Annotated in this window: 24 protein-coding genes and 1 riboswitch; of the genes, 12 read left to right on the forward strand and 12 right to left on the reverse strand. The window is 38.4% G+C overall.

Going from position 1 to position 25225, the window contains the following annotated elements; all coding sequences use genetic code 11:
• Positions 1-81: 81 nt before the first annotated feature.
• From B3P16_RS04065 to B3P16_RS04085, 5 genes are all read right to left on the reverse strand, one after another.
• A complete protein-coding gene (locus B3P16_RS04065) occupies positions 82-2199 on the reverse strand; it encodes a flotillin family protein (RefSeq protein WP_115047009.1) in 2118 nt (705 codons plus the stop codon).
• Positions 2200-2318: 119 nt separating this feature from the next.
• Positions 2319-3044, reverse strand: coding sequence for an OB-fold-containig protein (locus B3P16_RS04070; RefSeq protein ID WP_046674834.1), 726 nt, complete (start codon positions 3042-3044; stop codon positions 2319-2321).
• 11 nt (positions 3045-3055) lie between these two features.
• Positions 3056-3253, reverse strand: a complete 198-nt coding sequence (locus B3P16_RS04075) for a DUF4177 domain-containing protein (RefSeq protein ID WP_083295781.1) — start codon at positions 3251-3253, stop codon at positions 3056-3058.
• A complete protein-coding gene (locus B3P16_RS04080; RefSeq protein ID WP_070561586.1) occupies positions 3237-3944 on the reverse strand; it encodes a PspA/IM30 family protein in 708 nt (235 codons plus the stop codon). Before B3P16_RS04080 ends, B3P16_RS04075 begins: the two co-directional genes overlap by 17 nt.
• Positions 3945-3948: 4 nt before the next feature.
• Positions 3949-4338 (reverse strand): YbjN domain-containing protein, encoded by a 390-nt coding sequence (locus tag B3P16_RS04085; protein WP_046674974.1) that lies wholly within the window; start codon positions 4336-4338, stop codon positions 3949-3951.
• A 91-nt stretch (positions 4339-4429) separates the two neighbouring features.
• On the opposite strand from B3P16_RS04085, the gene B3P16_RS04090 reads away from it, so the two are divergent.
• The gene (locus tag B3P16_RS04090) at positions 4430-5089 is read left to right on the forward strand and encodes a helix-turn-helix domain-containing protein (RefSeq protein ID WP_070561585.1); all 660 of its coding nucleotides are present in this window, start codon (positions 4430-4432) and stop codon (positions 5087-5089) included.
• A gap of 432 nt (positions 5090-5521) precedes the next feature.
• A complete protein-coding gene (locus tag B3P16_RS04095) occupies positions 5522-5929 on the forward strand; it encodes a hypothetical protein (RefSeq protein WP_286841521.1) in 408 nt (135 codons plus the stop codon).
• Positions 5930-5981: 52 nt separating this feature from the next.
• On the opposite strand, the gene B3P16_RS04100 is transcribed toward B3P16_RS04095, so the two are convergent.
• Positions 5982-6377 carry a single-stranded DNA-binding protein gene (locus B3P16_RS04100; protein WP_070561582.1) on the reverse strand — a complete coding sequence of 132 codons (396 nt, stop codon included), beginning with the start codon at positions 6375-6377 and terminating at the stop codon, positions 5982-5984.
• 174 nt (positions 6378-6551) lie between these two features.
• Between B3P16_RS04100 and B3P16_RS04105 the strand changes: the two genes are divergently transcribed.
• Positions 6552-6917: a hypothetical protein gene (locus B3P16_RS04105; RefSeq protein WP_070561580.1), complete on the forward strand. Its 366-nt coding sequence runs from the start codon at positions 6552-6554 to the stop codon at positions 6915-6917.
• A gap of 30 nt (positions 6918-6947) precedes the next feature.
• Here B3P16_RS04105 and B3P16_RS04110 read toward each other — a convergent pair whose 3' ends face one another.
• Positions 6948-7538 carry a helix-turn-helix domain-containing protein gene (locus tag B3P16_RS04110; protein ID WP_286841522.1) on the reverse strand — a complete coding sequence of 197 codons (591 nt, stop codon included), beginning with the start codon at positions 7536-7538 and terminating at the stop codon, positions 6948-6950.
• A gap of 420 nt (positions 7539-7958) precedes the next feature.
• Here B3P16_RS04110 and B3P16_RS04115 point away from each other — a divergent pair, with 420 nt between their 5' ends.
• Positions 7959-8489, forward strand: a complete 531-nt coding sequence (locus tag B3P16_RS04115; RefSeq protein WP_286841523.1) for a hypothetical protein — start codon at positions 7959-7961, stop codon at positions 8487-8489.
• Positions 8490-8588: 99 nt separating this feature from the next.
• On the opposite strand, the gene metE is transcribed toward B3P16_RS04115, so the two are convergent.
• From metE to B3P16_RS04130, 3 genes are all read right to left on the reverse strand, one after another.
• Complete coding sequence (metE, locus tag B3P16_RS04120; protein ID WP_313159026.1) at positions 8589-10901, reverse strand: 5-methyltetrahydropteroyltriglutamate--homocysteine S-methyltransferase; 2313 nt, start codon at positions 10899-10901, stop codon at positions 8589-8591.
• A gap of 78 nt (positions 10902-10979) precedes the next feature.
• Positions 10980-11083, reverse strand: a riboswitch (SAM riboswitch).
• 184 nt (positions 11084-11267) lie between these two features.
• A complete protein-coding gene (locus tag B3P16_RS04125; RefSeq protein ID WP_172840643.1) occupies positions 11268-11957 on the reverse strand; it encodes a response regulator transcription factor in 690 nt (229 codons plus the stop codon).
• A gap of 102 nt (positions 11958-12059) precedes the next feature.
• On the reverse strand, positions 12060-13892 hold the full coding sequence (locus B3P16_RS04130) for a sensor histidine kinase (RefSeq protein ID WP_115047017.1): 1833 nt from the start codon (positions 13890-13892) through the stop codon (positions 12060-12062).
• A 374-nt stretch (positions 13893-14266) separates the two neighbouring features.
• Here B3P16_RS04130 and B3P16_RS04135 point away from each other — a divergent pair, with 374 nt between their 5' ends.
• The gene (locus tag B3P16_RS04135; RefSeq protein WP_070561571.1) at positions 14267-14596 is read left to right on the forward strand and encodes a hypothetical protein; all 330 of its coding nucleotides are present in this window, start codon (positions 14267-14269) and stop codon (positions 14594-14596) included.
• Between the two features lie 45 nt (positions 14597-14641).
• Here the strand turns inward: B3P16_RS04135 and pyk are convergent, their stop codons facing one another.
• The gene (gene pyk, locus B3P16_RS04140) at positions 14642-16069 is read right to left on the reverse strand and encodes a pyruvate kinase (protein WP_070561569.1); all 1428 of its coding nucleotides are present in this window, start codon (positions 16067-16069) and stop codon (positions 14642-14644) included.
• A 134-nt stretch (positions 16070-16203) separates the two neighbouring features.
• Entirely contained in the window at positions 16204-16698 is a 495-nt protein-coding gene (locus B3P16_RS04145; protein ID WP_236560104.1) for an IPExxxVDY family protein, read from the reverse strand.
• 287 nt (positions 16699-16985) lie between these two features.
• On the opposite strand from B3P16_RS04145, the gene B3P16_RS04150 reads away from it, so the two are divergent.
• The 7 genes from B3P16_RS04150 (at position 16986) to B3P16_RS04180 (ending at position 25209) form a co-directional block, all read left to right on the forward strand.
• The gene (locus tag B3P16_RS04150) at positions 16986-17222 is read left to right on the forward strand and encodes an acyl carrier protein (protein ID WP_028070665.1); all 237 of its coding nucleotides are present in this window, start codon (positions 16986-16988) and stop codon (positions 17220-17222) included.
• 27 nt (positions 17223-17249) lie between these two features.
• Positions 17250-18503, forward strand: a complete 1254-nt coding sequence (gene fabF / locus B3P16_RS04155) for a beta-ketoacyl-ACP synthase II (RefSeq protein ID WP_046674847.1) — start codon at positions 17250-17252, stop codon at positions 18501-18503.
• A gap of 84 nt (positions 18504-18587) precedes the next feature.
• Positions 18588-19328, forward strand: a complete 741-nt coding sequence (gene rnc, locus B3P16_RS04160; RefSeq protein WP_046674848.1) for a ribonuclease III — start codon at positions 18588-18590, stop codon at positions 19326-19328.
• A 24-nt stretch (positions 19329-19352) separates the two neighbouring features.
• Positions 19353-20735 (forward strand): histidine--tRNA ligase, encoded by a 1383-nt coding sequence (gene hisS, locus B3P16_RS04165; RefSeq protein ID WP_070561565.1) that lies wholly within the window; start codon positions 19353-19355, stop codon positions 20733-20735.
• Positions 20736-20978: 243 nt separating this feature from the next.
• Positions 20979-21974: a pyruvate dehydrogenase (acetyl-transferring) E1 component subunit alpha gene (gene pdhA / locus B3P16_RS04170; protein WP_046674850.1), complete on the forward strand. Its 996-nt coding sequence runs from the start codon at positions 20979-20981 to the stop codon at positions 21972-21974.
• Positions 21975-22003: 29 nt separating this feature from the next.
• On the forward strand, positions 22004-23635 hold the full coding sequence (locus tag B3P16_RS04175) for a pyruvate dehydrogenase complex dihydrolipoamide acetyltransferase (RefSeq protein WP_286841524.1): 1632 nt from the start codon (positions 22004-22006) through the stop codon (positions 23633-23635).
• 383 nt (positions 23636-24018) lie between these two features.
• The gene (locus tag B3P16_RS04180; RefSeq protein ID WP_046674852.1) at positions 24019-25209 is read left to right on the forward strand and encodes a serine hydrolase domain-containing protein; all 1191 of its coding nucleotides are present in this window, start codon (positions 24019-24021) and stop codon (positions 25207-25209) included.
• The last annotated feature ends 16 nt before the right edge of the window (positions 25210-25225 follow it).

The following is a 25225-nucleotide window of genomic DNA, read 5'->3' on the forward strand; positions in this document are numbered from 1 at the left end:
ACTTGGTATATGTGATAAAATCTTTTGTTTATTGCCTGCAATGGTAATTATCATTGCAAGCAATAATGAATTGGGGAGGGACTAGGACAGTTTTTTGTTTGATATGCCCAAGTTTTTCGCCAATCCGAACAAAGAATTAATAAAGCTTGTATCTTCGCCATTTTCAGCATCAGTCGCCGCTTGTTGAAGTTTGATCAATGCTGCTGAAACGGTGAGGTTCTTAATATCGTTTGTGGAAATTCCATATTTATCGGCTAATCCACGCACCTTCTCTGCGAGGTCTCCTTGTCCATCTGGACCTATCAAAGAATTTTTAATAGCTGTGGCATGTTTGGAGTTGTCAATCAAGTGATCAAAACCTTTGGAGTTGGATACTTGACGGACGATATTCTCAAAGAACATAGTTTCACCACCAACAATATCGATTTTTGCTGTTTTAAGTGCTTCCGATAATACGCCGGCTTGTGCTTGAGCAATGTCTTTTTGGATATTGATGTGTGCGAGTTCAATATCACGTTCTTTTTGCAATTGCAATTTGAATTCTTCGTGATCTCTGCCCACGCCGTCTAATTTCTTCATCGCTTCAGCTTTCTCTTCGATACCTTTGGCTTCAGCAAGCGCTTTCTCACGCACAACTTCCGCCTGTGCTAAGCCCTCTTTACGCATCGCTTCTGCTTTCTTCTCAATGACACTAGCTTCTACAGTACCTTGTTTTTCTTCAGCTTCAGCTTTGGCAACCATAACTTCGGCTTCGGACAAGCCAAGTGCAGCTTCTTCTTTGGCTTGTGCCTCGGCAATAATCTTACGACTTTCGGCTTCTTTGAGTGATGCTTCTTTTTTCGCTTCCGCATCGATCAATAGCTCTTGTGCACGCTTTTCAGCGATTTTACGAGCAGCCTCCGCGTCGATTACTTTTTTCTCTGCTTCCTGTTCTGCCGCAATTTTTGCAGCTTCGGCAGCTTTAACAGTTGAAATTAATTTTTCTTCTGCTTCTTGTGATGCCGCAATAACACCCGCTTGTTTTTTACGTTCTACTTCACGGAATACTTCGATGTCTTTGACGCCTTGTTGCTCTTCAACAACACCTTTTTCCAATTGTACACGTTCTTTGATAACGCCTTGGATACTTTTCTTTTCGGTTTCGATCGAGCGTTCTTTGTCGATCTGTGCTAAGGTAACAATGCGCTCGCGTTCTGTTTGTTCTAAGGCGCGATCTTTTTCTACACGTTCGGCCTCCACAGCATCGGTACGTTGTTTATTCTTTTCAGCAATGATAATCTGCCGCAGTTTATTTTCTTCTTGAACAGCGAGTTGCTCTTCGGTAGAAATCCGGACGCTTTCGTACTTGAGACGTTCTTCTTCGCGTACCTTTGCTATTTCTGCTTCTTCGCGTGCTCTGATGTTGTCAATTTCCCGTTTTTGTTTCTCTTCCTTTTCGGCAAGCTGACGGTCTAGTTCTAGAATCGCTTCCCTTGCTTCCACGTTTTGTTTTTTGATTAGTTTCTCCTCATCACGACGAATGAAGTTGGCATTTATATTTTGTTTGGCTGTTAATTCGGTGATCTTTTTGATACCCTCACTGTCTAGGATATTATTTGGATTGAGATGTTCGATGTCGGTCTGTTCAAGGTAATCAATCGCACAGTCGTCCAAAATATAACCATTAAGATCAGTTCCGATGACGTCGAGTATCTCATCACGGAATTCGCGACGGGCTTCGTATAATTCAATGAAATCAAATTTCTTACCTACTGTTTTGAGTGCTTCGGAGAATTTAGATTCAAAAATACTTTTTAATGTTTCTGGTTCACTGGCGCGGTCGCAACCTAAATTTTGGGCTACATTGATCACATCATCTACATTTTTATTGACACGAACAAAGAAAGCAACTTTGATATCTGCACGAATATTGTCCTTACAGATCAAACCTTCACCCTGCATACGGGCAATCTCAATTTTTTTGATTGAGATGTCCATGATCTCCATCTTGTGAAATACAGGTACAACATACATTCCCTTGTTGAATGCTACTTTTGTACCACCAACACCGGTTCGTACAATCGCCTTCCCTTGTGGAATTTTCTTGTAGAATGCACTCAATACAACAAAGAATGCAAAAATTAAAAAGACAGCCAAACCGACAATTAAAAGTATAATTCCGTTTAAGCCACTTAAAAATAAAAGAGGTTGATATAGCATATGATTTGTATTTATTTAGATTTTAATATTTGGGTTTACGATTAGAATTTAAAAGGATAAAGATTCGCTCTTTTAGGACAGTTGTTTAGTGTCGGGGCTTTGCGTTTATTCCTTTTCCATTAAATATTGTCTATCGTGATTTCTTTGGTCACATAATAATATTTCTTGTCCTTGGATTCGTCAACAATAATGACATCGTCTCCATAGCCTATTTTCTCCCCATTATGGCTGACAACATTGAGGCGAATAGGATCCTGTTGGATGATAAATTCGGCAGAACCTATTTTCTTGCCTTCAATACTGGCTCTCATTTTACCCATGCGACCAAGAAAATCGTGACTTTCTTCGCCATTGTAACCTATACTTTTGAACATTTTAGCTAAAGGTTTGGTCAGAAAATGCATTAAAATAAATGTAACAATAAAAACAGGGATCAGGATTAATACGGACTTTATCCCCCATGAAGCAACGTCGATAAAGAGCGAAGAAACAATGGTAATTATCCAGCCTATAAATTTGAACAGTGTTACAATAAGCATGATGGGTACTTTGCCAACATTGATGTAATCCATTGCTTTTGCAAAGAAACCAGGTTCTGTATTAGCGTCCGTATCCGTATGATGATGGTGTGCATGATCGCCGCCCTCAGTTGCGATATCATGTGAGCCATCAACGTCCGTGACATCAGGTGTAGGATGGAGGTCTATATCTGCATCGGCATCAAATAGATGTACTCCATCACCCATCAGAAACATAAATAACCAATACACTACAGACATGCCAGTTAAGACTGTCATAATTCCATTGGACAATGGATTGAATAAGATATTGATTAGTTCTGTCATAGTGTTATTGTTTAAATTTTCTCTCTCTTGAAAGTATAATGAAAAGACCAGGAATTCCCATTGACTTCAAGGTCCTGCATGGTTACCAATTCCCAGCCTTGATTTCCAAGATCATTTAAGATTTCATCAATTTTTTCGGGATCCAACTTTGTTCCCCAAAAACCTTTAGGTTCAATTTTTAGCGTTTTATATTCAAATCTTTTCATCATTATTTAATTTTCTTTTTAGTTCTTCTAATTCGTTGTTGACGGCTTCAGACCCGCCGATGGTCTCGTTGATCTCATCAACTTTACTTTTGTTACCTAGTGCAATCTCGCCATAGGCCTTTGCTAGTGCCTCGTCTTCCTCGACCTTCTCTTTCATACGTTCTAACATGGAAATCGTACTATTGGAATCGATATTAGCGAGCTGACGATTGACCATTTTAGCTGCGTTGGATACCTTTACACGTGCCTTTAAAGTAGAGAGTTCACCTTCCCATTTCGATATATTGAATTTGAGAATGTCTACATTTTTGTGTAGCTCATCCGATGAACTTTGATGAATCACGGCTTGTTTCTCCAATTCACCAGCTTCGATTAATAACTGTTTTTTCAACAACAGCGCTTCCTTTGCAAGACCTTCTGCCTTTTCTGTCGTTAATTCTCCCTTTTGTGCTTTTTGGAGTAATAGAATAGCTTTGTTTTCGAATTCATTGGCTTCTTCTTTTTTCCTTTCACAATTGTTTTGGGTACGTATGGCTAACGCTTTAACTTTAGCATAGGCTTCTAACGATTGTTCCAGGTCCTCTTTCATCTCACGGATACCCTGTTCCGTCATTTTGATAGGGTCTTCCATTTTGTCCACGACTGCGTGGATCTCGGCTTGACCAATTCTGAAAATTCTCTTAAAAATATTCATTATTCTATAATTTTGAAAAACTTATTAACTGATTATAATATTCACTCATCAAAAGACTCAGCGAATTAATGGCTGCATCAAACTCATTCTGATCGAGATTATGTATTTGTAAGGTATACCGAAATATAACTTTGGTACCATCTTCTGTTAATGCAAACCCACCGTGTATAATATCTCTATTTTTTATCAATAGTGATTTGAACATATCCATGGTGTCATTGCTGATTGTAAAAAGATATTGCTCAAAAATCAGGATGGGTTGGGCAATGCCTACAATCAGGTTACGGATTCCGTCGTCTTCATTTTCGATGACAAAGATTCCTTCTTTTGTATCCTTATGGGTGATGGTGTAACCGATATTGGCGATATAATTTTCAATTTTTGAGAAGTACATAATCAAGTTTTTTATATATTGCACATATTCTTTGCATAAAGGTAATAAAAATGCAAAAATATTTTGCAATAAATATTCAATTTTTTTTAAAATGAGCAACGTAGGCAACAATATTAAGAAATTAAGAAAAGTGAAAGGAATGAGTCAACAGGCATTTGGGGATATTTTTAATCTTACTAGAGGTAATATTTCGTCTTACGAAGAAATGCGTGCAGAGCCAAAAATTGAGATTGTTCTAAAAATTGCAAATTATTTTGGCATTCCTGTGCAGCATCTTATTGAAAAAAATCTATCTGTCAATGAAATTCTTAATTTCAATGATTATTTTGATCCAAATGTTTCTCTTATTGGACGTAAAAGATTGTTACAAATCCCGCTGCTGGAACGAGATGGTATTTTTGAGGCGGGTAGTTATTTTTCGAAATTAGAAGAGCTTCCAATAATTGAATTTCCTTTGCAAAGTAGGAACCGCCTCATCGCAATCGAATACGCTGACGCTATTCCGGTGCCGAGTGATTTTTTGGCTGGCCCTCAATCCATTTTATTTTTTGAAGAGGTAGATGTTCAGAGCCTACATACGTTGGATAAAGCATTTGGTTTGTATTTTTCCGAAGAAGAGTTCTTTATTGGAAAATACAGTTTGCAGGAAAAGGAGATTAGTTTAGCCTTAAATGCCTGGAAGAAGATTGATCTCACTATGGGGGAGAAAGCATATTTCTGGAAATTGTATGGCAGGTTTGAGCGAATCTAATTGCGTGGAACTTTTTCCTATTGTTTATTCGGTTTTGCCGGTATCGGGCGTATTTCCATGTTGTTATCATATCCGTGGTTAATTATGTAATCGCAGTCCATTTACAAGGTATTAACAAGGGGTTTGCAGGGGTTTACCCTTGTAATACCCCTAATATGTACGGCCTTGGAGTTGATCTGATGTTGACTTGCCTACAAGAAAAGAAGACTCCTAACTCAGGCCTGCAGAATGTGAGTGTCCACAAAAAATTTCGTAGAGTCGGGCATTGTAATTAAATTAGTTCGATAATAAAGTAACGTTACAAAAAGGTAGGGTTGTGATTAAGATGATGGTGAACTTGTCGATCCGATAAAACTAGAGTGATTTATTTAGCTTTAGAGCAACACGCATAAACGAATAAATGACCAGACATAAAAAACTAAATTTAAATAAATGAAGAAAGTAGCCTTATCAGCATTAATTGCTGGATTTTTTGTTATTTCCTGCAATAATTCCGCGACTAAAAAAGTCGAAGTAAAAGATACAACTGCCGCTATTGACTTAAAAAAAGATACGGCCGAAACGTCGGTAGAAAATAGCGGTGGCGAAGTGCCAATACCGAAGTTTAGTTCTGCTGGGACACAAAAATTGGCGGAGGATTATACAAAATATATCAAAGAATTTATCGCTGTTGCTAAAAGCGGCGATGTTGTTAAACTCAAGGAGCTTGCAGCGAAGCGACAGGAATGGGCGGCCAAAGAAACTGAAGCTGTTGCTAAGTTTACGCCAGAAGATGCTAAATTATGGAAGGCGTATGCAGAGAACCTAGGAAGAGCGTTGACTGCAAGCCTGACAAAATAAGTTGGAAACAATCGACGAGGTAGGGGCTTGAAAACCTACCTCGTTGATCATACTAGAAAGGCAGATCGTCTTCATTTTCATCTGGAGGTGTTGGGATGTCATCTTTGGCACCGTTCGAATCAGATAAAATCATGAAATTATCTACTTTAATTTCTGTGACATATTGTTTTACCCCATCTGCGTTCTCATAGTTACGATAGGTGAGTTTGCCTTCAACCATGAGTTTGGTCCCACGTTGGCATTTCTTTTCAATGGTATTGTTTTGCTTACCCCAAACCACGAGTGTATGCCATTGAACTTCTTCAACCCATTCACCGGCTTTGTTCTTGAAAAGATCATTGGTGGCGAGACGTAATATGGAGTAATTGGTGCCAGTGGAAGTTGTTTTGATTAACGGGTCGTTTCCTAAATGCCCAACCAATTGTACTTTGTTGCGTAATGTGCTCATGTGTCTAATTTTTAAAAGTTTTTAATAATTCTTATTTTAGTTGATGGTCATTGGCTATGAACGCCGAATGATCTTAAGCAAAGGTGGGGCGGGGAAATAACTATAGTCGTCTATTTACCATTTGTATTCGACTATAGTCGGTTGTAACCGTTTGTTGTCGTTTAATCTTCCGTTATGAGTTCTGGAGAAAAAGTCTGCCTTGAATGTGGCAAAGTAATATATGGCCGTTCGGACAAGCGATTTTGTGATGATGCTTGCCGGAACGCCTATAACAATAAATTAAATAGCGACCAGACCAATCTGGTGCGCAATGTGAATAATATCCTACGAAAAAACCGCCGTATTTTATTAGATGCATTGAGTGGGGAGGGTATGGTGAAGATCCAACGTGAAAAGTTAAAGCGGTTGGGATTTGATTTTAAGTTTCATACACATACTTTTTCCAATAACAAGGGGCAGACCTATAACTTTATTTACGAAACAGGCTATCTGTTGTTGGAGAATGATTGGGTATTGATTGTTCAAAAGAAACCGCTGTGATATTGATCGCAACATTTCATATGTATTGGTTTAGTTTGCAGAACTGAGCTTGGCTTTTCTTATTGCGATATAATTAAAAATAGTAAACGTTAGAATCAATATGTAATAGCATACTGGGATGAGTAGAAAATAGGCGCTATTAAAGATATTGGTTAAAAAAGACGGTAGTGCAATTTTAAAAAAATCTGCAATAATGATATAGCCTATGAAACTTCCGAGAAAAAATAGTCCAACAGCGTGTATTATAATTATTTTTTTTAGGTGCTTACTGTATAAGGCGTCTTTGTTTTGTTTCGTATAACCCATAATTGCTGGGACCAATAGCCCTAATAATGGATTGACCAAAAAGGTGAGCGATGATAAGTATAGCGCTTTAATACTTCCTGTTTGATTGTTGTCGATACTGATTTGATTTACATTTGGCATAATGAGTTGTTCTAATGGTATTTCCAAAATTTGACTGATCTGTTTGAGACTAAATCCACTGATTTCTTCCGTGCCTTTTTCTATGCGTTGCACTGTTCTTAGCGATACCCCCGCTTGATCGGCGAGTTCCTGCTGCGTTAGTCCCTTACGTTTTCTTGCTAGTTTGATTAATTGATTAGCTGATTGACTTTCCATGGTTCAAATATGGGGAAATAGTCGGTGAATTTTAGTGAAATTGATGCGACAATAATATGCCAATATCGTGCTGAACAATATAACAGATTAATAATCAAAAGTTTTTGGAATTTGGTAAATATTTTGAATCTTTGCAATTCAATAGAGTAATTAATAAAAACGGAAGAATATGTTTGCAATATTAGAAAATCCCGCTTCGTCCACAGAGAAGATTCTCGGGAATATTCTTCGGAATACGGCCCTTTCCTAATCTTCTTCTTAATACGTTAAGTAACCTAGGTTGATATTGGCTAAAACGTGGCGCTCGAAATGGTAGTCCACTTTTCCAATATGCTTAGCTTATTCAGGAGTTTTAAAAATCCAGTTACTTTCAAAGTTATCGTGAAAGCTGGATATGAATGTTATGTTTTAGAAAATTTTATGAATTCAGTAAATAAATATGTCCTTCAGGCGCTGGATAACTATCCGATGTATTTGGAGGAGACCATGGAATCCTTATCCTATGCGCTATCCTATGATGAGTCCAATACAATGGCGCTGTGTTTGATGGGAAGAGTTTATGCCGAACAGCTATTGGACTATGAGCAGGCAAAAAGGTATTTCCAGGAAGCTTTGGTGCATAATGTGCAGGCACTGGAAGTATATCCTTATTTCATTCAGACATTGATTGATATGGGGGAGTATGAAGCTGCAAAAAAGACGATCAAATTTGCTTTGACACTTCCGGCCATGCCCTTGACAGGAATCTGGATCAAGAAAGCACTGCTATTTGAAAAAATGAGAAAATACAAAAAGGCATTGAAGGCGTTAAAAAAGGCTAAACTTGAAAATGTTGACCTCGATTTTTCGTCAAACCTGAAGGCGATTGAAGATCGGATTAAAGGAAAACAGGAAATTAAGAACGGGAACGAAAAGGAAAACAAGAAAGAACGGAAGAACAGCCGAAAATAATCTCACCTTATTCGGATAACAGTTTTTATTTTGAACGAAGCCCAATAAAGAAGCCCTAGCTGAAATTTCAGCTAGGGCTTTATCAATATAGTTTAAGAATTATTCTGCTCTTAAGATTTTCGCAGCCTCAACCATAGACTCTAAAGCCGCTTTGGTTTCTGGCCAAGCACGAGTTTTCAAACCACAGTCAGGATTAACCCAAAGTTGTTCTGCTGGAACTACTGCTTTTGCTTTGCGCAATAGATCTACCATCTCATCTTTGCTTGGAACACGTGGTGAGTGAATGTCATAAACACCTGGACCAATATCATTTGGATATTTGAAATCACCGGCGAAAGCATTCAATAATTTCATTTGAGAACGTGAAGTCTCAATCGTGATAACATCGGCATCCATTGCAGCGATATCTTCGATCACATTATTGAACTCAGAATAACACATGTGTGTGTGAATCTGTGTATCGTCTTCAACATTTGATGAAGAGACACGGAAAGCACGTACTGCCCAGTTCAAGTAATCTTTTTGATCAGCTTTACGTAACGGTAATCCTTCACGGATAGCTGGTTCATCGATTTGTATGATTTTGATACCTGCTTTTTCCAAGGCTTGTACTTCATCCAAGATCGCCAATGCAATTTGGTAAGTCGTTGTTGAGCGCGGTTGATCGTTACGTACGAAAGACCATTGTAAGATTGTTACAGGACCAGTCAACATACCTTTAACCGGACGATTTGTCAATGATTGTGCATATGAAGACCAACGGACAGTCATATCTTCAGGACGGTATACGTCACCATAGATAATCGGAGGTTTTACACAACGTGAACCGTAAGATTGTACCCAACCATTTTGTGTGAAAGCGTAACCAGCCAATTGTTCACCGAAGTATTCAACCATGTCATTACGTTCGAATTCGCCGTGTACTAATACGTCGATATCCAATTGCTCTTGAAGACGGATGGTGTTTTCTGTTTCTTCTGCGATTGCTTTATCGTATTCTGCCTGCGTAATAGCACCCTTTTTCAGATCTGCTCTCCATTTACGAACATCTTTCGTTTGTGGGAATGAACCGATAGTTGTGGTCGGGAACGCCGGTAAGTTGAATTTCGCTTGTTGCGCTGCTTTACGGTCTGCAAATGCTGAAGTGCGTTTTGCATCGTCATCAGTAATATTGCTTGTACGTGTTTTAACCTCTGGTTTGTGGATCAATGGAGAGGTACGGCGGCTTTCAGCAGCCGCTTTGTTCGCTTCGAAGCGTTTTGCTGTTTCAGCATCAACTTCTCCCTCCGCTAGTACGGCTAAGTCTTTTACTTCAGCTAATTTTTGTTTAGCAAATGCTAACCAGTTTTTTACTTCAGTTGGTAGCGATTGTTCATTGTGTTCATTGTCTAAGTCAAAAGGAACGTGCAACAGTGATGAAGAAGGAGCTACCCATACACGGTCTTTTCCTAATGCATCAACAGCCTGTTTGATTTTAACCAATGATTTTTCGTAATCATTTTTCCAGATGTTACGGCCTTCAACAATACCTAAAGATAATGTTAATGAAGCAGGAACTTTAGCCAATACCGTATCCAATTGATTTTCACCGCGTACCAGATCCAAATGTAAAGCATGGATAGGTAGGTTAACTGCGATATCTTCGTTGTCTTTTAAAGATTCGAAGTAAGTCGTTGCGATTAATTTGATATTTTTTGCTGCTGCAGCTAATTTTTCGAAAGTAGGTTGATATAAAGCTTTTACTTTAGCATCTAAATCCAATGCTAAGAAAGGCTCGTCAATCTGAACATATTGTGCACCAGCATCAGCTAGTTTAGCTAGTATTTGCTCATATACTGGAATAAGTTTATCCAATAAATCGATACGGTCGAAGCCAGCTTCTTTTTCTTTACCGATCAAAAGGTATGTAATAGGACCTAATAGAACTGGTTTAGTATCGATGCCCAATGATTTTGCTTCGTTGTATTCATTTAAGAATTTTTCGGAAGTCAATTTGAATTCTTGATCTTTTGTGAATTCTGGTACCATGTAGTGGTAGTTCGTATCCAACCACTTGGTCATTTCCATTGCAGTCACGTCGATTCCTTCTTGTTGGAAACCGCGCGCCATGGCAAAATATAGATCTAAACTGTAATTGTTGTCTACTTTATTCAATAAAGAATGGTAGCGAGCAGGAATTGCACCAACAGTGAGGGTTAAATCCAATACTTGATCGTAAAAAGAGAAATCATTGGAAGGGATCAAATCTATTCCAGCATCTTTTTGTGTTTTCCAATTGCCTTCACGAATTTTTTTTGCTGTGTCCAATAATTCCTCAACAGAAGATTTTTTAGCCCAATAGGCCTCATTGGCTTTTTTCAATTCGCGGAACGCGCCCACACGAGGGTAACCTAAATTGTTAGTCAATAACATAATGAATGTTTTTAATATTTCTTTTTCAACTATATTTCTTGCTAGAGAGAGAAGGACACACTAGAATTTGGTGACTTCGGCTTATCATTCCCATATCAAGTAGGGTAGAATTTAGCACCTTGTCAAGGGACAGGTTGCTAAGGCTTCATCGGGTCTATTCCCTCTGCCTTTCTCTATAAGCGACGCTAAGTTAGAACATTTCTTTTTGAAATGCAAATTTTTTATAAAAGTGCGTCAATTTTTTATATTCTACTAAGGATGAAATTGTTTTGTTCTTTTATTTTCATCCACGAATTCGAGTAAGTCACGCTTGAATACGTGTGTAGCATAAAAAGGGGAATGACTATATTTTTCATTCCCCTTTTTTTAGCTGACCAAAAGTTTGTAACCTTTTCCGTGCACATTGACAATTTCAACTTTGCTATCTTCTTTTAGATATTTACGAAGTTTACTGAGAAATACATCCATACTTCTACCCGTAAAATAGTTATCATCATGCCATATTTTTAACAACGCTTCTTCCCGGGTCAGCACATCATTTTTCTTTAAGCAAAGCAAGCGGAGTAGTTCAGCTTCTTTCGTGGAGAGTTTTTGCATCTGTCCTTTGTAAGAAATCTGCTGACTTGTATAATCAAAGAAATAATCGCCAATTTCAAATTTATCCGCAACCACTTCTTCTTCTTTGTCTCGAACACTGCGTTTCAGCAAAGCATTGATGCGGAGCAATAATTCTTCCACTCGAAAAGGCTTGGTGATATAATCATCTCCTCCTAGCTCAAAGGCTTCGGTCTTATCTTCCATCATCCCCTTTGCTGTGGCAAAGATAATAGGAACAGTATTGTTTGTTTTTCTGATTTCACGTCCAACTGTAAATCCGTCCTTTTTTGGCATCATGACATCAAAAATACAAAGGTCGTAGTTATTTTTTTTGAATTGAGAAATCGCTTCATCTCCATCCGTGCATAATGTGACGTCAAATTTTCCCTTTAATTCGAGATAGTCTTTTAAAAGATCCCCCAAATTAGGATCATCTTCTGCTAATAATATCTTTTGCATAATGAATATATTAATTTTCACCAATGTCCCTTGATGCTGATAAATCAGCCTTCCTCAACCTTTGAAATTTTTTAAAGAGGAAATATACAAAAAAGGAACGTTTTATTTTTTAATAGGCAAAATTACTTCAAAGGTCGTGCCTTTATCTTTTTCACTTTTAACTGTAATTTTTCCGTTCAGCCTTCTCAGAATGTCCTGTACATAACTTAAGCCAAGGCCAAATCCTTTGACATTATGAACATTCCCAGTTGGAATACGGTAAAACTGGTCGAAAATCTTTTGCAGGTGATCCCGGCTCATCCCAATACCATTGTCGGCTATGGTGACAACAATGGTGTCGCCAACATTTTTTGAATTGATGTTGACATGTAAATCTCCTTTGCTGTACTTGATGGCATTATCCAAAAGATTGTAAAATACATTGGAAAAATGTAACTCATCACCAACGACAACATCCTTGGTCGCTGCAAGATCTATACTGAATTTCCCGCCAATATTTTGCATCCGTAGCTGCATACTGTCCGTTACTGCCGAAACAAGATCATTGATGCATACTTCTACCTGGTCGAGTTTTAGCGTTTCTTTTTCTAGTCTTGCCAAATCGAGCACACGTTCAATATGATTTCCGAGTCTAACATTTTCGTCGTAGATGATATTAGCCAATTTCTGAACGCGCTTGTGGTCGGCATTGATGTCTGGATCTTTAAGTGACTCACTGGCAATCATAATTGTTGCAACAGGTGTTTTAAACTCATGCGTCATGTTGTTGATGAAATCCGTCTTCATTTCCGAAACTTTCTTTTGTCTGAAGATGATAATCAGTGTATAAGCAAAACACCCCACCAACAAGAAAAGCAGTGCCAGCATGGGCAGCAACAGATAGCCCATATTATCGGCAATTATCGCCTTTTTATTGGGGAAATAGATGGTTAATTTTCCTGGCGCAGCACCGATATCACCTTTAAAAAGTGCCGTTGAGTATTTGGTTGTATTTGTTGGGTTATTTAAAGCGGCTTCGTTTAAAATATTATTTAGTAATATATTGTTTGTGCTCCATATTTCAATATTGAAAGGAGCTTTAATGTCGCGTTGAGCCAACTCCTCTTTGATAAGTTCTTGAACGATGATCACATTCAATCGATCCTTTAATGGACGTTTAGCAAGCTCCATTCCAATAGCAATATCTTCGATGTAGTCTGCTTTTTTGCCGCCCAGCATGGCAACGGAATCATATACATTAAAGCCACTCCACGCGTTTTTTCTGTTGAGGATATCCAATCTTTTTTCCAAATCAGAAATTGTTTTCGCAAGTTTCGCATTCTCTCTTGGAGGTAATGTGGCTACCCGGAATTTTGTTTGTTGATTGACCAGTGGGTCCATTAGGGGGATAACAAACCGCGTGCTATCGTCCTTCCCATTGATCTGATCATCTACCTTTGAAGCATTTAACATGATAAAAGCCTGTACCAAATTATCGTCGGTAAGCTCATTTGAAACAGAAAATTTGATAAATTTCTGGTACTCCGGTCTTTTGATGTATGTTTCGTAGAATGAATTTTTGATTTCAATTACATTTGGATACAATGCACGTAATTGGTCTTCTTGCTCTTTAAAGTTTGAGAAAACAACATGTTGTTTGTTTTTTAATTCTTCAATTCTATACTGTATTTCGAGTTGCTCGGCCAAAAGACGTTGTTTGGCCTGTTCCTGCTTGGATTTTTCAATGTTACGCTCCTGTTGAACCTTAGCGAAGTCAACTACCTCCCGTCGTTCAAGCTTACCGGCAACAGCTGTAATCGCAGCATTGACGGACTCATCAAATAATTGAGACTTTTGGCGATAAGAATCTCTCAGAAAATAGAATTGCATGGCCAATACCCCAATTAGAGCGAGAGACATCAGTCCAATGATTAATACAATGCTATTTTTCTTCATTAGTATTGGGTATTAAATAAATGTATTTTGAATATATCAAAAAGTTTATAGCGCTCAGTTTATTTACCATTTGCGTATTCATCCCTTATGCCATGTGAGCGGCCATTTAAGGTGCGATAGCTCATTTTTTCTTAAATTGTTACAAATATAAAGATGCTAATGTGTTTTGTAGCTGTTTTAACAATGTTTAACAGCAATCTGTTTAAATATAGATGTTGTTCTTTGTAAATTAGTGAATAGAAATGGATTATGTGCTGAATTGCGCTGTGGACAAATTTTAATCTACGCGGTTGAGTCTAACTGCTGGAGAAGTGAATAAGCCGAATATGACGCGTTCATTGGTACAATGAGTGCTCTTTAATAACTATATAAAGATGAAAAGCTACGTATTATTATTGGTATTGTCTTCCATAGGGACCATTGCTTTAGGACAAGTAAAGGTGAAACCGCAGATTCCTTTAATGGAGGAAAAAGAATCAAAGATGCCTGTCTTTAAATTGGATTCTTCAGATGAAAAGTATCATATGCCCATTAAGAAGCCAAATCGTGTGGACGGTCTAGCCCCAATGCCAGGAACGGAAAAAATGCCCAAAGGTGATGAGAAAGAAAACAATCTTCCTTTTAGGCGCTTGAATGATTCGCTAAAGGTGAAGGACTTTAAATTAAAAATCGACTCCTTGTATCCAAACAAGCAAAAAAAATAGCGTTCTNNAGAACGCTATTTTTTTTGCTTTAATCCTTATTGTCCATTATAGCTGGGAAACACGGATTGTATTTGTTTTACCTTTTTCGATTAACGGTGTCGAAGCTGTATTGATAATGATAGATCCAGGTTTAACGTAGTTATTTTTTACAATAAATTTGTTAACATCATGAATAGATCCATCTGTGCTTTCGAACTTGTCGTAGATAAAAGTTTTTACGCCCCAAAGTAGGCTGAGTTGTTTCAGCAATTTTTGTGTTCCTGTGAAAACTAAGATATCTACATTTGGTCTATAACTTGTAATTTCAAACGCTGTTGCACCAGATGATGTCAATACCGCAATTGCAGATGCATTTGTTTTTTGAGCAAGATAAACCGAAGATGCGCAAATCGCGTCCGGAATAAGTGTTCCGTCGTGGATTTCACTAACTTTCTCATTATAATAAGGATAAGAAGTTTGTTCCACGTGGATAATGATTTTGCTCATTGTTTCGATAACGATTTCAGGGAATTCACCAACTGAAGTCTCGCCACTTAACATCACAGCATCCGCTCCATCCAATACGGAGTTGGCTACGTCATTTACTTCAGCACGTGTAGGACGTGGTGTAGTGATCATACTTTCCAACATCTGTGTCGCAATGATTACCGGTTTTGAAAGATCTCTACATTTCTGTACGATGATCTTTTGAAGTCCTGGTACCTCTTCCATTGGAAGCTCAACGCCCAAGTCACCACGAGCAACCATAACAGCATCTGTAGCTTCGATAATGGCATCAATATTTTCAATCGCTTCCGGTTTTTCAACTTTTGCGATGACACGAGCATGGCTTCCTTTTGCCTCGATGATTTTTTTACATTGAAAAATATCTTCTGCCGAACGTACGAAAGACATCGCGATCCAGTCTGCACCATGATCCAGGGCAAAATTCAAGTTGTCTAAATCTTCTTCCGTCAACGATGGGATAGATACTTTGGTGTTCGGTAAGTTAACGCCTTTACGTGAAGTAAGGACACCTCCGTGTACAACTTCACAGGTAACAGTATCTTTATGATTGGTCTCTAAAACACGAAGTTGAAGTTTTCCGTCATCAAGTAAAATGATTTCGTTGGCTTCAACATCGTTTGGAAAGTTTTCGTATGTAATGTAGATTCTGTTTTCGTCTCCGATGAGTTCTTGTGTTGTAATTTCAACTTTTGAACCATTCACGAGAATAGCTCCACCTTCTTTCATTTTTCCGATCCTAATTTTTGGACCTTGTAAATCGGCTAAGATGGCAACATTGAATCCTGTTTCATTATTTATTGCATTTATAGTTTCGATTACCTTAAGGTGATCTTCCTGGCTGCCATGAGAGAAATTCAACCGGCACACATCAACCCCTTTGGCAATCATGTTGGTCAAAACTTGTTTGTCTGCCGAGGCAGGGCCTAATGTTGCGACAATTTTAGTCCTTTTTTGAACTTTTTCCATCTGTTATTTTGTATTTTAAATGTTCTTCATTAATCACAACAAATAGCCTACTATATTGTTGTGTTTTGTCAAAACTAAATCGAATTAATTTAGATCTAAGTTGGGGTGTATTTGATACACTAACCTACAGTTTGCTAAAATATGAGATTTTCTTTAGATTTCAATATTTTTGGTGATATTTCTTTTGCAATGACGACTTCGGGTAATTTGTTGATCCTTTTGATAATATGTTCCACGTCATCCTCACAGATGTAGTTTTTGATGATGATAAAAAAATCGAAGTGGGGGTTTTCCGGGATTAAATAAGTGCCTTCGATGCTCTTATTGTTGATCAAGAAATATTCGGTGTCGGCATCGGCGATAAGGTAATGAAAAGCAGTGAAGTGGTAGCTTATTTTTTTCTTTGGATCAAAGACAATGTGATATTCAAGCTCTTCTTCGGTTTTGTTTTTTTGTCGACCATCATGGTCGTACTTGCTTTCTTTTCCTCTGGAAAAATTCAGGTTAGTCTCCTTGTTGATGAAATGGCAGAGTCGGTAATCTTTCAACGAACAGGTGATGGCGAGTAGGGTAAAATCCAACTCTTCATTCATGTCCATATCCAATCTTGCTACTAACTTATTGACCACTTTAATGTTTAAATATATGTCCCTCTGCTAACGAAGGTACTAATAATTTTGAGGTAGGAATATACTTTTTGTGTAAAATTTGAGTTAATTAGCTGAGCGTTTGGAATACAAAATATTTTTTGTTATACTTGAACTAAGTTAATATAGAGTGGGTTAGCTAGTATAAGACGCGAATAAGTTCGGTCGCCTAACATGGTGACTTTCATCTAAATATCAATTTAGGTTTGAATTTTGATGAAATTTATTTTTCTTTGCACAGATTTATTAAACAATTAAACTATAAAATCATGTCAGATATCGCTTCAAGAGTAAAAGCAATTATCGTTGAAAAATTAGGTGTTGACGAAAACGAAGTAACACCAGAAGCTTCATTCACTAATGATTTAGGTGCTGATTCACTTGACACTGTTGAGTTGATCATGGAGTTTGAAAAAGAATTCAACGTTGCTATTCCTGATGATCAAGCAGAGACTATTGGTACTGTTGGTCAAGCAATCGCTTATTTAGAAAAAAACGTTAACTAACTAATTTAATTAGGCTAATCGTAATAAATGGAGCTTAAAAGAGTAGTAGTAACAGGATTAGGCGCCCTTACACCAATTGGTAATACCGTCTCAGCTTACTGGGAGGCGTTAATAAATGGTGTAAGCGGAGCTGCTCCTATTACGCATTTTGATGCGTCAAAATTCAAGACTCAGTTTGCATGTGAGGTAAAGGGGTTTGATCCGCATGAATTTATGGATCGAAAGGAAGCTCGTAAAGTCGATCCTTTTGTCCAGTATGCAATTGCGTCAACAGATGAGGCAATTAAAGATGCTGGCTTAGATTTTGAAAAATTAGATACAAATCGTATCGGAGTAATTTGGGGATCAGGAATTGGAGGTTTAACAACTTTCACTGAAGAAGTTGCAAACTTTGCAAAGGGAGATGGAACACCTCGTTTCAATCCTTTCTTCATTCCTAAGATGCTCGTTGATATTGCTCCAGGACATATTTCAATGCGTCATGGTCTACGTGGCCCTAACTTTTCTGCCGTATCGGCTTGTGCCTCGGCTACCAATGCAATGATAGATGCTTTTAACTATATTCGTATGGGCAAAGCTGATGTGATTGTTACAGGTGGATCAGAAGCTACAGTCAATGAAGCTGGAATTGGTGGGTTCAATGCTATGCATGCGTTGTCAACCCGGAATGATGATCCTAAAACAGCATCACGTCCTTTTGATAAAGACAGAGACGGTTTTGTTTCGGGAGAGGGTTCGGGTGCATTGATCTTAGAAAGTTTGGAGCATGCCTTAGCACGTGGAGCAAAAATCTATGCAGAGATTGCAGGGGGTGGAATGAGTGCAGATGCACATCACATCACAGCCTCGCATCCTGAAGGATTGGGCGCAAAACTGGCTATGACAATGGCTGTAAATGATGCAGAGATGGATTTTTCAGATATTGATTATATCAATGTTCATGGAACGTCTACACCGGTCGGTGATATTAGTGAAACGAAGGCTATTGTTGACCTGTTTGGTGAACACGCTTATAAATTGAATATCAGTTCAACTAAATCAATGACAGGGCACCTTTTGGGTGCTGCAGGGGCTATTGAAACTATCGCTTCTATATTGGCTGTTCAAAATGATATTGTCCCTCCGACAATCAATCACTTTACAGACGATCCGGAAATTGATAACAACTTGAATTTTACATTCAACAAAGCGCAAAAACGTATCGTTAATGCCGCTTTGAGCAACACATTCGGTTTCGGTGGGCATAATGCTACCGTTATTGTGAAAAAATATAAAGCTTAATGTTTGATCCTTCAAACATGGTTTGATAATATGAGCTAGCGACAGGTTCTTTAACTAGGACTTGTCGCCTTATTTTTAGAAGAGATGCCTTTTGCAAGGATATATAAATTATATTTTTCGCCAGATCGGGAATACGTTAGAAAACTAAAAAACCTGCTAGGATTTGTTCCCGGAAATGTACATCTGTACAAGATGGCGTTTAGACACAAGTCTGTCGCCGTTACAATTAAAGAGGGCGCAAAAAATAGCAACGAACGTTTAGAATTCTTAGGTGATGCTGTTTTGGGTTCGGTTGTGGCTGAACTGTTATTTAAGAAATATCCTTATAAAGACGAAGGGTTCCTGACTGAAATGCGCTCAAAAATTGTCAGTAGAGCAAATCTAAACCAGCTTTCCAGAAAGTTGGGGTTTAATGAGCTTATCCAGTTTGATGCGCGAATGATCAGTTTTCCAAATAAACAAGGATCTTTATTGGGTGATGCTTTTGAGGCATTGATTGGGGCAGTTTATCTAGATAGGGGCTATGTTTTTACCAAGAGCTTTTTGTTGAATCGAATTATTAAACCGCACGTCGATATTCACCTATTGGAACAGACGGAAACAAACTTTAAAAGTCGGTTGATCGAGTGGTGTCAACATACTGGCAAAGAGATTGTATTTCGGCAAACAGACAACCCGGAAGGGGAATCTTCTAAGATGTTTAGTATTGAAGCGGTCGTGGATGGTATTGTTTGTGGACTTGGCCGTGATTTTAATAAGAAGTCTGCCGAGAAATCTGCCGCCGAAAAAGCCTGTGAATTCCTTAAAATTCTGGAAGTAGAATAAAGGATTTTATTAACTTTGCCAAATATGGCAGTAGTAAAACCTTCTTTGGCAAAAGGAACGCGTGATTTTTCGCCTTCCGAAATGATCAAACGCAACTATATTTTCGATACACTGAAAACGGTATTCAGAAAATATGGCTATAATGAAATACAGACCCCTTCATTTGAAAATTTGACGACCCTCACCGGTAAATACGGCGACGAGGGTGATAAATTGATCTTTAAGATTCTTAATTCGGGTGACTACCTGACAAAAGCGCCCGACAGCCTGCTTCACGATAAAAATTCCAATAAGCTCATTCCGCATATAACAGAGAAAGCACTAAGATATGATCTTACGGTGCCCTTTGCGCGCTATGTTGTGATGCACCAAAATGATATTACTTTACCGTTTAAGCGCTTTCAGGTGCAACCTGTATGGCGTGCAGATCGTCCGCAGCGCGGAAGATACCGCGAGTTTTACCAATGTGATGTCGACGTTGTCGGGTCAGAAAGTCTATTGAATGAAGCGGAGTTTATTTTGATTTATCAAGAAGCCTTCGAACGGTTTGGACTGAAAGATTTTAATATCAAAATCAACAACAGGAAAATTCTTTCGGGTATTGCTGAAATCATCGGCAAACCGGAGCTGATCGTAGACATGACTGTCGCGATCGATAAATTGGATAAAATCGGGTTGGAAGGTGTCAACAAAGAACTGTTGGAAAGGGGTTTTACAGAAGCAGATCTTGCTATTTTGAAACCTATAATTTTATTGGAAGGCTCAAATGATGAGAAACTTGCTTCCTTAAAAGCGATTTTAGCAACTTCTTCTGTCGGCTTAAATGGTATTGCAGAGATTGAGGATGTGTTTGACTATGTGGCCAAATTAGGTGCTGAAGAAAAGTTGCTTCATCAAATTATAGATCTGGATATTACATTGGCCCGAGGTCTCAATTATTATACGGGCTGTATCTTTGAGGTCAAGACGAATGAGGTTGCCATGGGAAGTATTGGTGGAGGTGGCCGCTACGATGATCTTACAGGAATGTTTGGTTTGAAGGGACTGACCGGTGTCGGCGTTTCCTTTGGTGCAGACCGCATTTATGATGTGCTGGAAGAGTTGAACTTATTTCCTGCTGGGAAAGCTGATTCTACCAAGCTCCTGATCATCAATTTTGACAAACAGCTGGAAAGTTATACCCTGAGCTTACTCAACAAGCTTCGCAAGGAAAATATCGCTTCGGAACTCTATGCATCTCCTGTAAAATTGAAAAAACAAATGGGTTATGCGGATGGGAAGGGTATTCCCTACGTGTTATTAGTCGGTGAAGAGGAGGCTGCATCGGGGCAATTGTCCTTAAAGGACATGGAAAGCGGGGAGCAGGTAAAGGTAACTGAAAGTGAGCTGATCCAAAAACTTCGATAGCAAACAGTTTGCATAAAATAGATTAAGCCAAATGATTATTAAGTCCTTTGGCTTTTTTATTTTCATAAGTTTTTGATTTATTTGATTGTGCCGTTCATTTATTTGTAATCAAATGCTATATACTTTAAATCAAATGTCTTAGAAGTGTCTTAAAGTATAAATAAAATTGATTTTTGGGCAAGGAAATTCGTCCAAAATTATTAGATTTGTAGTCTAGAATAGTAAGAAAATCAAAACTTTGAAATGAGTTCAACACCTATAACAAAAGAGACATATTTGGAGTGGTATAAGTCTATGTTACTTATGCGTAAGTTTGAAGAAAAAGCAGGTCAACTTTACGGACAGCAAAAGATTCGTGGTTTCTGTCACTTGTACATAGGACAAGAGGCTGTAGTCGCTGGAACGATGTCAGTAATCAAACCTGAGGATTCTCTAATCACTGCTTATCGTGATCACGCCCACGCTTTGGCTAAAGGCGTTTCTGCAAATGCTTGTATGGCTGAATTATATGGAAAGATCACTGGTTGTTCAAAAGGTAAAGGAGGTTCTATGCACTTCTTCTCCAAAGAGCACAAATTCATGGGTGGCCATGGTATTGTTGGAGGTCAGATTCCTTTAGGTGCTGGTATCGCATTTGCTGAAAAATATCTTGGTACAGATAATGTAAATATCTGTTATATGGGTGATGGAGCTGTGCGTCAAGGTGCATTCAATGAGACATTGAACATGGCGATGTTGTGGAAACTCCCTGTTATCTTCGTATGTGAAAACAACGGTTATGCAATGGGTACTTCTGTACAACGTACAACGAACATGCAGGATATTTACAAAATGGGCTTAGGTTTCGATATGCCTTCTGCTCCGGTTGATGGAATGGATGTTGTTGCTGTACACAATGCGATGGACGAAGCTGTTCAACGTGCTCGTGCAGGTGAAGGTCCAACGTTCTTAGAAATTCGTACATACCGTTACAAAGGACACTCAATGTCTGATCCGGCTAAATATCGTACGAAAGAAGAGCTTGAAGCGTATAAAGACCGTGATCCATTGTTGTCGACTAAACATGCTATTTTAGAAAACAACTATGCGGATGACGCTTGGTTTGCAGAGGTTGAGGCTGATGTGAAAAAGGTCGTTGAAGAGTCTGTAAAATTTGCAGAGGAATCTCCTTATCCAACTGCAGATGAATTGTACAAAGATGTATATGTACAACAAGACTATCCATTTATTTTAGATTAATACTCTTTAACTTGATAATATAATAAAGAATGGCTGAAGTAGTAAGAATGCCGAAAATGAGCGATACAATGACCGAAGGGGTCATCGCGAAATGGCACAAAAAAGTTGGTGATAAAGTAAATTCTGGTGATTTAGTAGCTGAGATTGAAACAGATAAAGCTACGATGGACTTTGAGTCTTACCAAGAAGGAACTCTTTTATATATTGGTCCTAAAGAAGGCGAAGCAGTAGCTATTGATGCTGTTATTGCTGTTTTAGGTGAGCCAGGTGAAGATTTTCAAGCATTGTTGAGCGGTGATGCGCCTGCAGCTGAAAAAGCACCGGAAAAAACAGAAGAAAAAAAAGCAGAAGAAGTTTCTGGTCCAGAATCTTCGGCTAGTACTGTAACTCCTGAGGAATTGGGATGTACGGTAATTACAATGCCTTTGTTAAGTGATACCATGAAAGAGGGTGTCATTGCGCAATGGAACTTCAAAGTTGGTGATACGATTAAATCTGACGATGCTATTGCTGATGTAGAAACTGATAAAGCGACAATGGAAGTTACAGCTTATGCTGATGGTACTTTATTATATGTTGGCCTTGAAGCTGGACAAGCGGCAAAGGTTAACGACATCATCGCGATCGTTGGTCCTGCAGGAACTGATATCACACCTTTGTTAAATCAAAAATCTGCACCTGCAAAGGCAGAAACTGCTGAAGCTCCTAAAGCTGACTCAGCTGCTGCTGTAACTGCCGCATCGGTAGCATCGACTTCAAGCGATGATTCTCGTGTGAAAGCTTCTCCTTTAGCACGTAAAATTGCACAGGAAAAAGGTATCAACTTAAGTGATATCAAAGGTTCTGCAGATGGTGGCCGTATTGTGAAGAAAGACGTAGAATCATTTGTTCCTGTTGCTGCACAACCTGCGGAAACAAAAGCTGCAGCCGCTCCTGCAACAGAAGCAAAAGCAATCACTTTACCTACATTTGTTGGTGAAGAGCGTTATACTGAAAAACCAGTTAACCAAATGCGTAAAACTATTGCGCGTCGTCTAGCAGAGTCATTGTTTACAGCTCCACACTTCTATTTGACTGTATCAATTGACATGGACAATGCAATGGCTGCTCGTGCGCAGATTAATGAGGTTGCTCCAGTAAAAGTTTCTTTCAATGATATCGTTGTAAAAGCTGTTGCTGTTGCCTTGAAAAAACATCCTGCCGTAAACTCTTCATGGCAAGGTGATAAAATCCGTTTCAATGAGCATACCAACATTGGTGTTGCAATGGCTGTTGAAGATGGTTTATTAGTTCCTGTTGTGCGTTTTGCAGATGGTAAATCATTGTCGCATATCTCTGCAGAGGTGAAAGACTTCGCTCAAAAAGCGAAAGCTAAAAAATTACAGCCTGCGGACTGGGAAGGATCTACATTTACGGTGTCCAACTTAGGTATGTTTGGAATTGACGAATTTACATCCATTATCAACTCACCAGATGGAGCAATCCTTTCTGTTGGTGCTATTCAAGCAGTTCCTGTTGTTAAAAACGGTGCTGTAGTTCCTGGTAATGTAATGAAAGTGACATTGGGTTGTGATCACCGCGTGGTCGATGGTGCAACTGGAGCTGCATTTTTGCAAACATTAAAATCTTTGGTTGAAAATCCAGTAAGATTATTAGCATAATCCTTTAGTTGAGGAATTAAAAGCCACTTTAGTAATAAGGTGGCTTTTTTTTATGGCCTTAATTGGTTAATCTTATGATAGGGAAAAGTTTTTTTACCTATAGTTTTCCATCGTTATCCATTTGTTTGAAGTAAGCCCAGGTTGTCCGTTGCTAGAGTGAAAGAGACTGCGCACATAAAAAAGGTAACATATCCGATGAATATCAATTATTGTGGTGAAAAATTCGTTTTTTTATACTAAAATCTTCATTTTAGCATTATTATCAGTAGGCTGGTCCTTCTATTACGAGCTTCAATAATTTGATGTTGTTTAGAACAAAGGAAATAGGAGGTATTTATTGATAAACAATACATAAAACACAAAAATCCGGGAGACTTAGTATAGTGAAATTATTTTTTTTAAAGGGAATGGTCGCTCTTTTGATGGTATCTACAGTGGCTTGTAGTTCAAAAGAGAAAAAACAGAAGGAAGCAGCAATAGCGCAGGCAAAAGTAGATAGCACAAGACTCGTCTATAATCCAAATAATGCAGATCAGAAAATCGATGCTTTTATGAAAAACCTTCATTCAAAAGCTGCATTCAATGGGAACGTTCTTGTTGCTAAAGATGGGAAAATCTTATATCAGAATACATTCGGCTGGGCCAATTACTTAAAACGGGATAGTCTAAAAATAGATGACAAATTTGAACTCGCTTCAGTTTCTAAACCGTTAACAGCTGTCGGAATTTTGAAGTTAGTGGAGGCAGGAAAGCTACGTCTCGATCAAACGATCAATGACTTCTATCCGGATTTTCCTTATCCTGGTATTACCATAAAAATGTTATTGACACACCGCTCGGGATTACCTAATTACGTTTATTTTTCGGAGGAACATTGGCCTGATCGCAAGAAAGGAATGACAAATCAAGATGTGATGAAAATGCTGACCGAATTTAAGCCTAATCGCTATGGTGCGCCAGGAGGCCGTTTCTTTTACAATAATTCGAACTTTATGGTCTTAGGGGCCATTATTGAAAAGATATCAAAGCAAGATTATGCGACGTATATGAAAGATAGCGTATTCAATGTTGCCGGAATGACAAATACAGCCGCACTCTCTAAGGCCGTGTATGATAAAATTCCGACCAACGTTATCGGGCATGATAAGGTATGGCGAAGATCGGTGGTGCAAAATTTTCAGGATGGACCGCTTGGTGACAAAGGAATTTATAGTACAGTCCGTGACCTTTATCGTTTTGATCTGGCTTTGAGAGATGGACGATTGTTAAAGCAGTCAACATTGGATTCAGCATACCGAGGATATCCCGATGCCAAAAAGGGAATTTTTAGCTATGGTTATGGTTGGCGTACCTTTGAGCATGGTAATGATCATATCGTATACCATACAGGCTGGTGGCACGGTTTTAGACATATTTATGTAAGAGATTTAAAAAGAAACATTGTTATTGTTTTACTTTCTAATATGACCAATGGAAGCTTGGTCAAATTGGATGAGCTTTATAAAATCATGGGAATGCCGGTATTGCGTAAAAATGCCTATAGCACCCATGGTGATTTTATCATCGATGAGTAATTTCTGAGCGATGCTA

The organism is Sphingobacterium sp. UBA7631 (genome assembly GCF_002483935.1).
Taxonomy (GTDB): domain Bacteria; phylum Bacteroidota; class Bacteroidia; order Sphingobacteriales; family Sphingobacteriaceae; genus Sphingobacterium; species Sphingobacterium multivorum.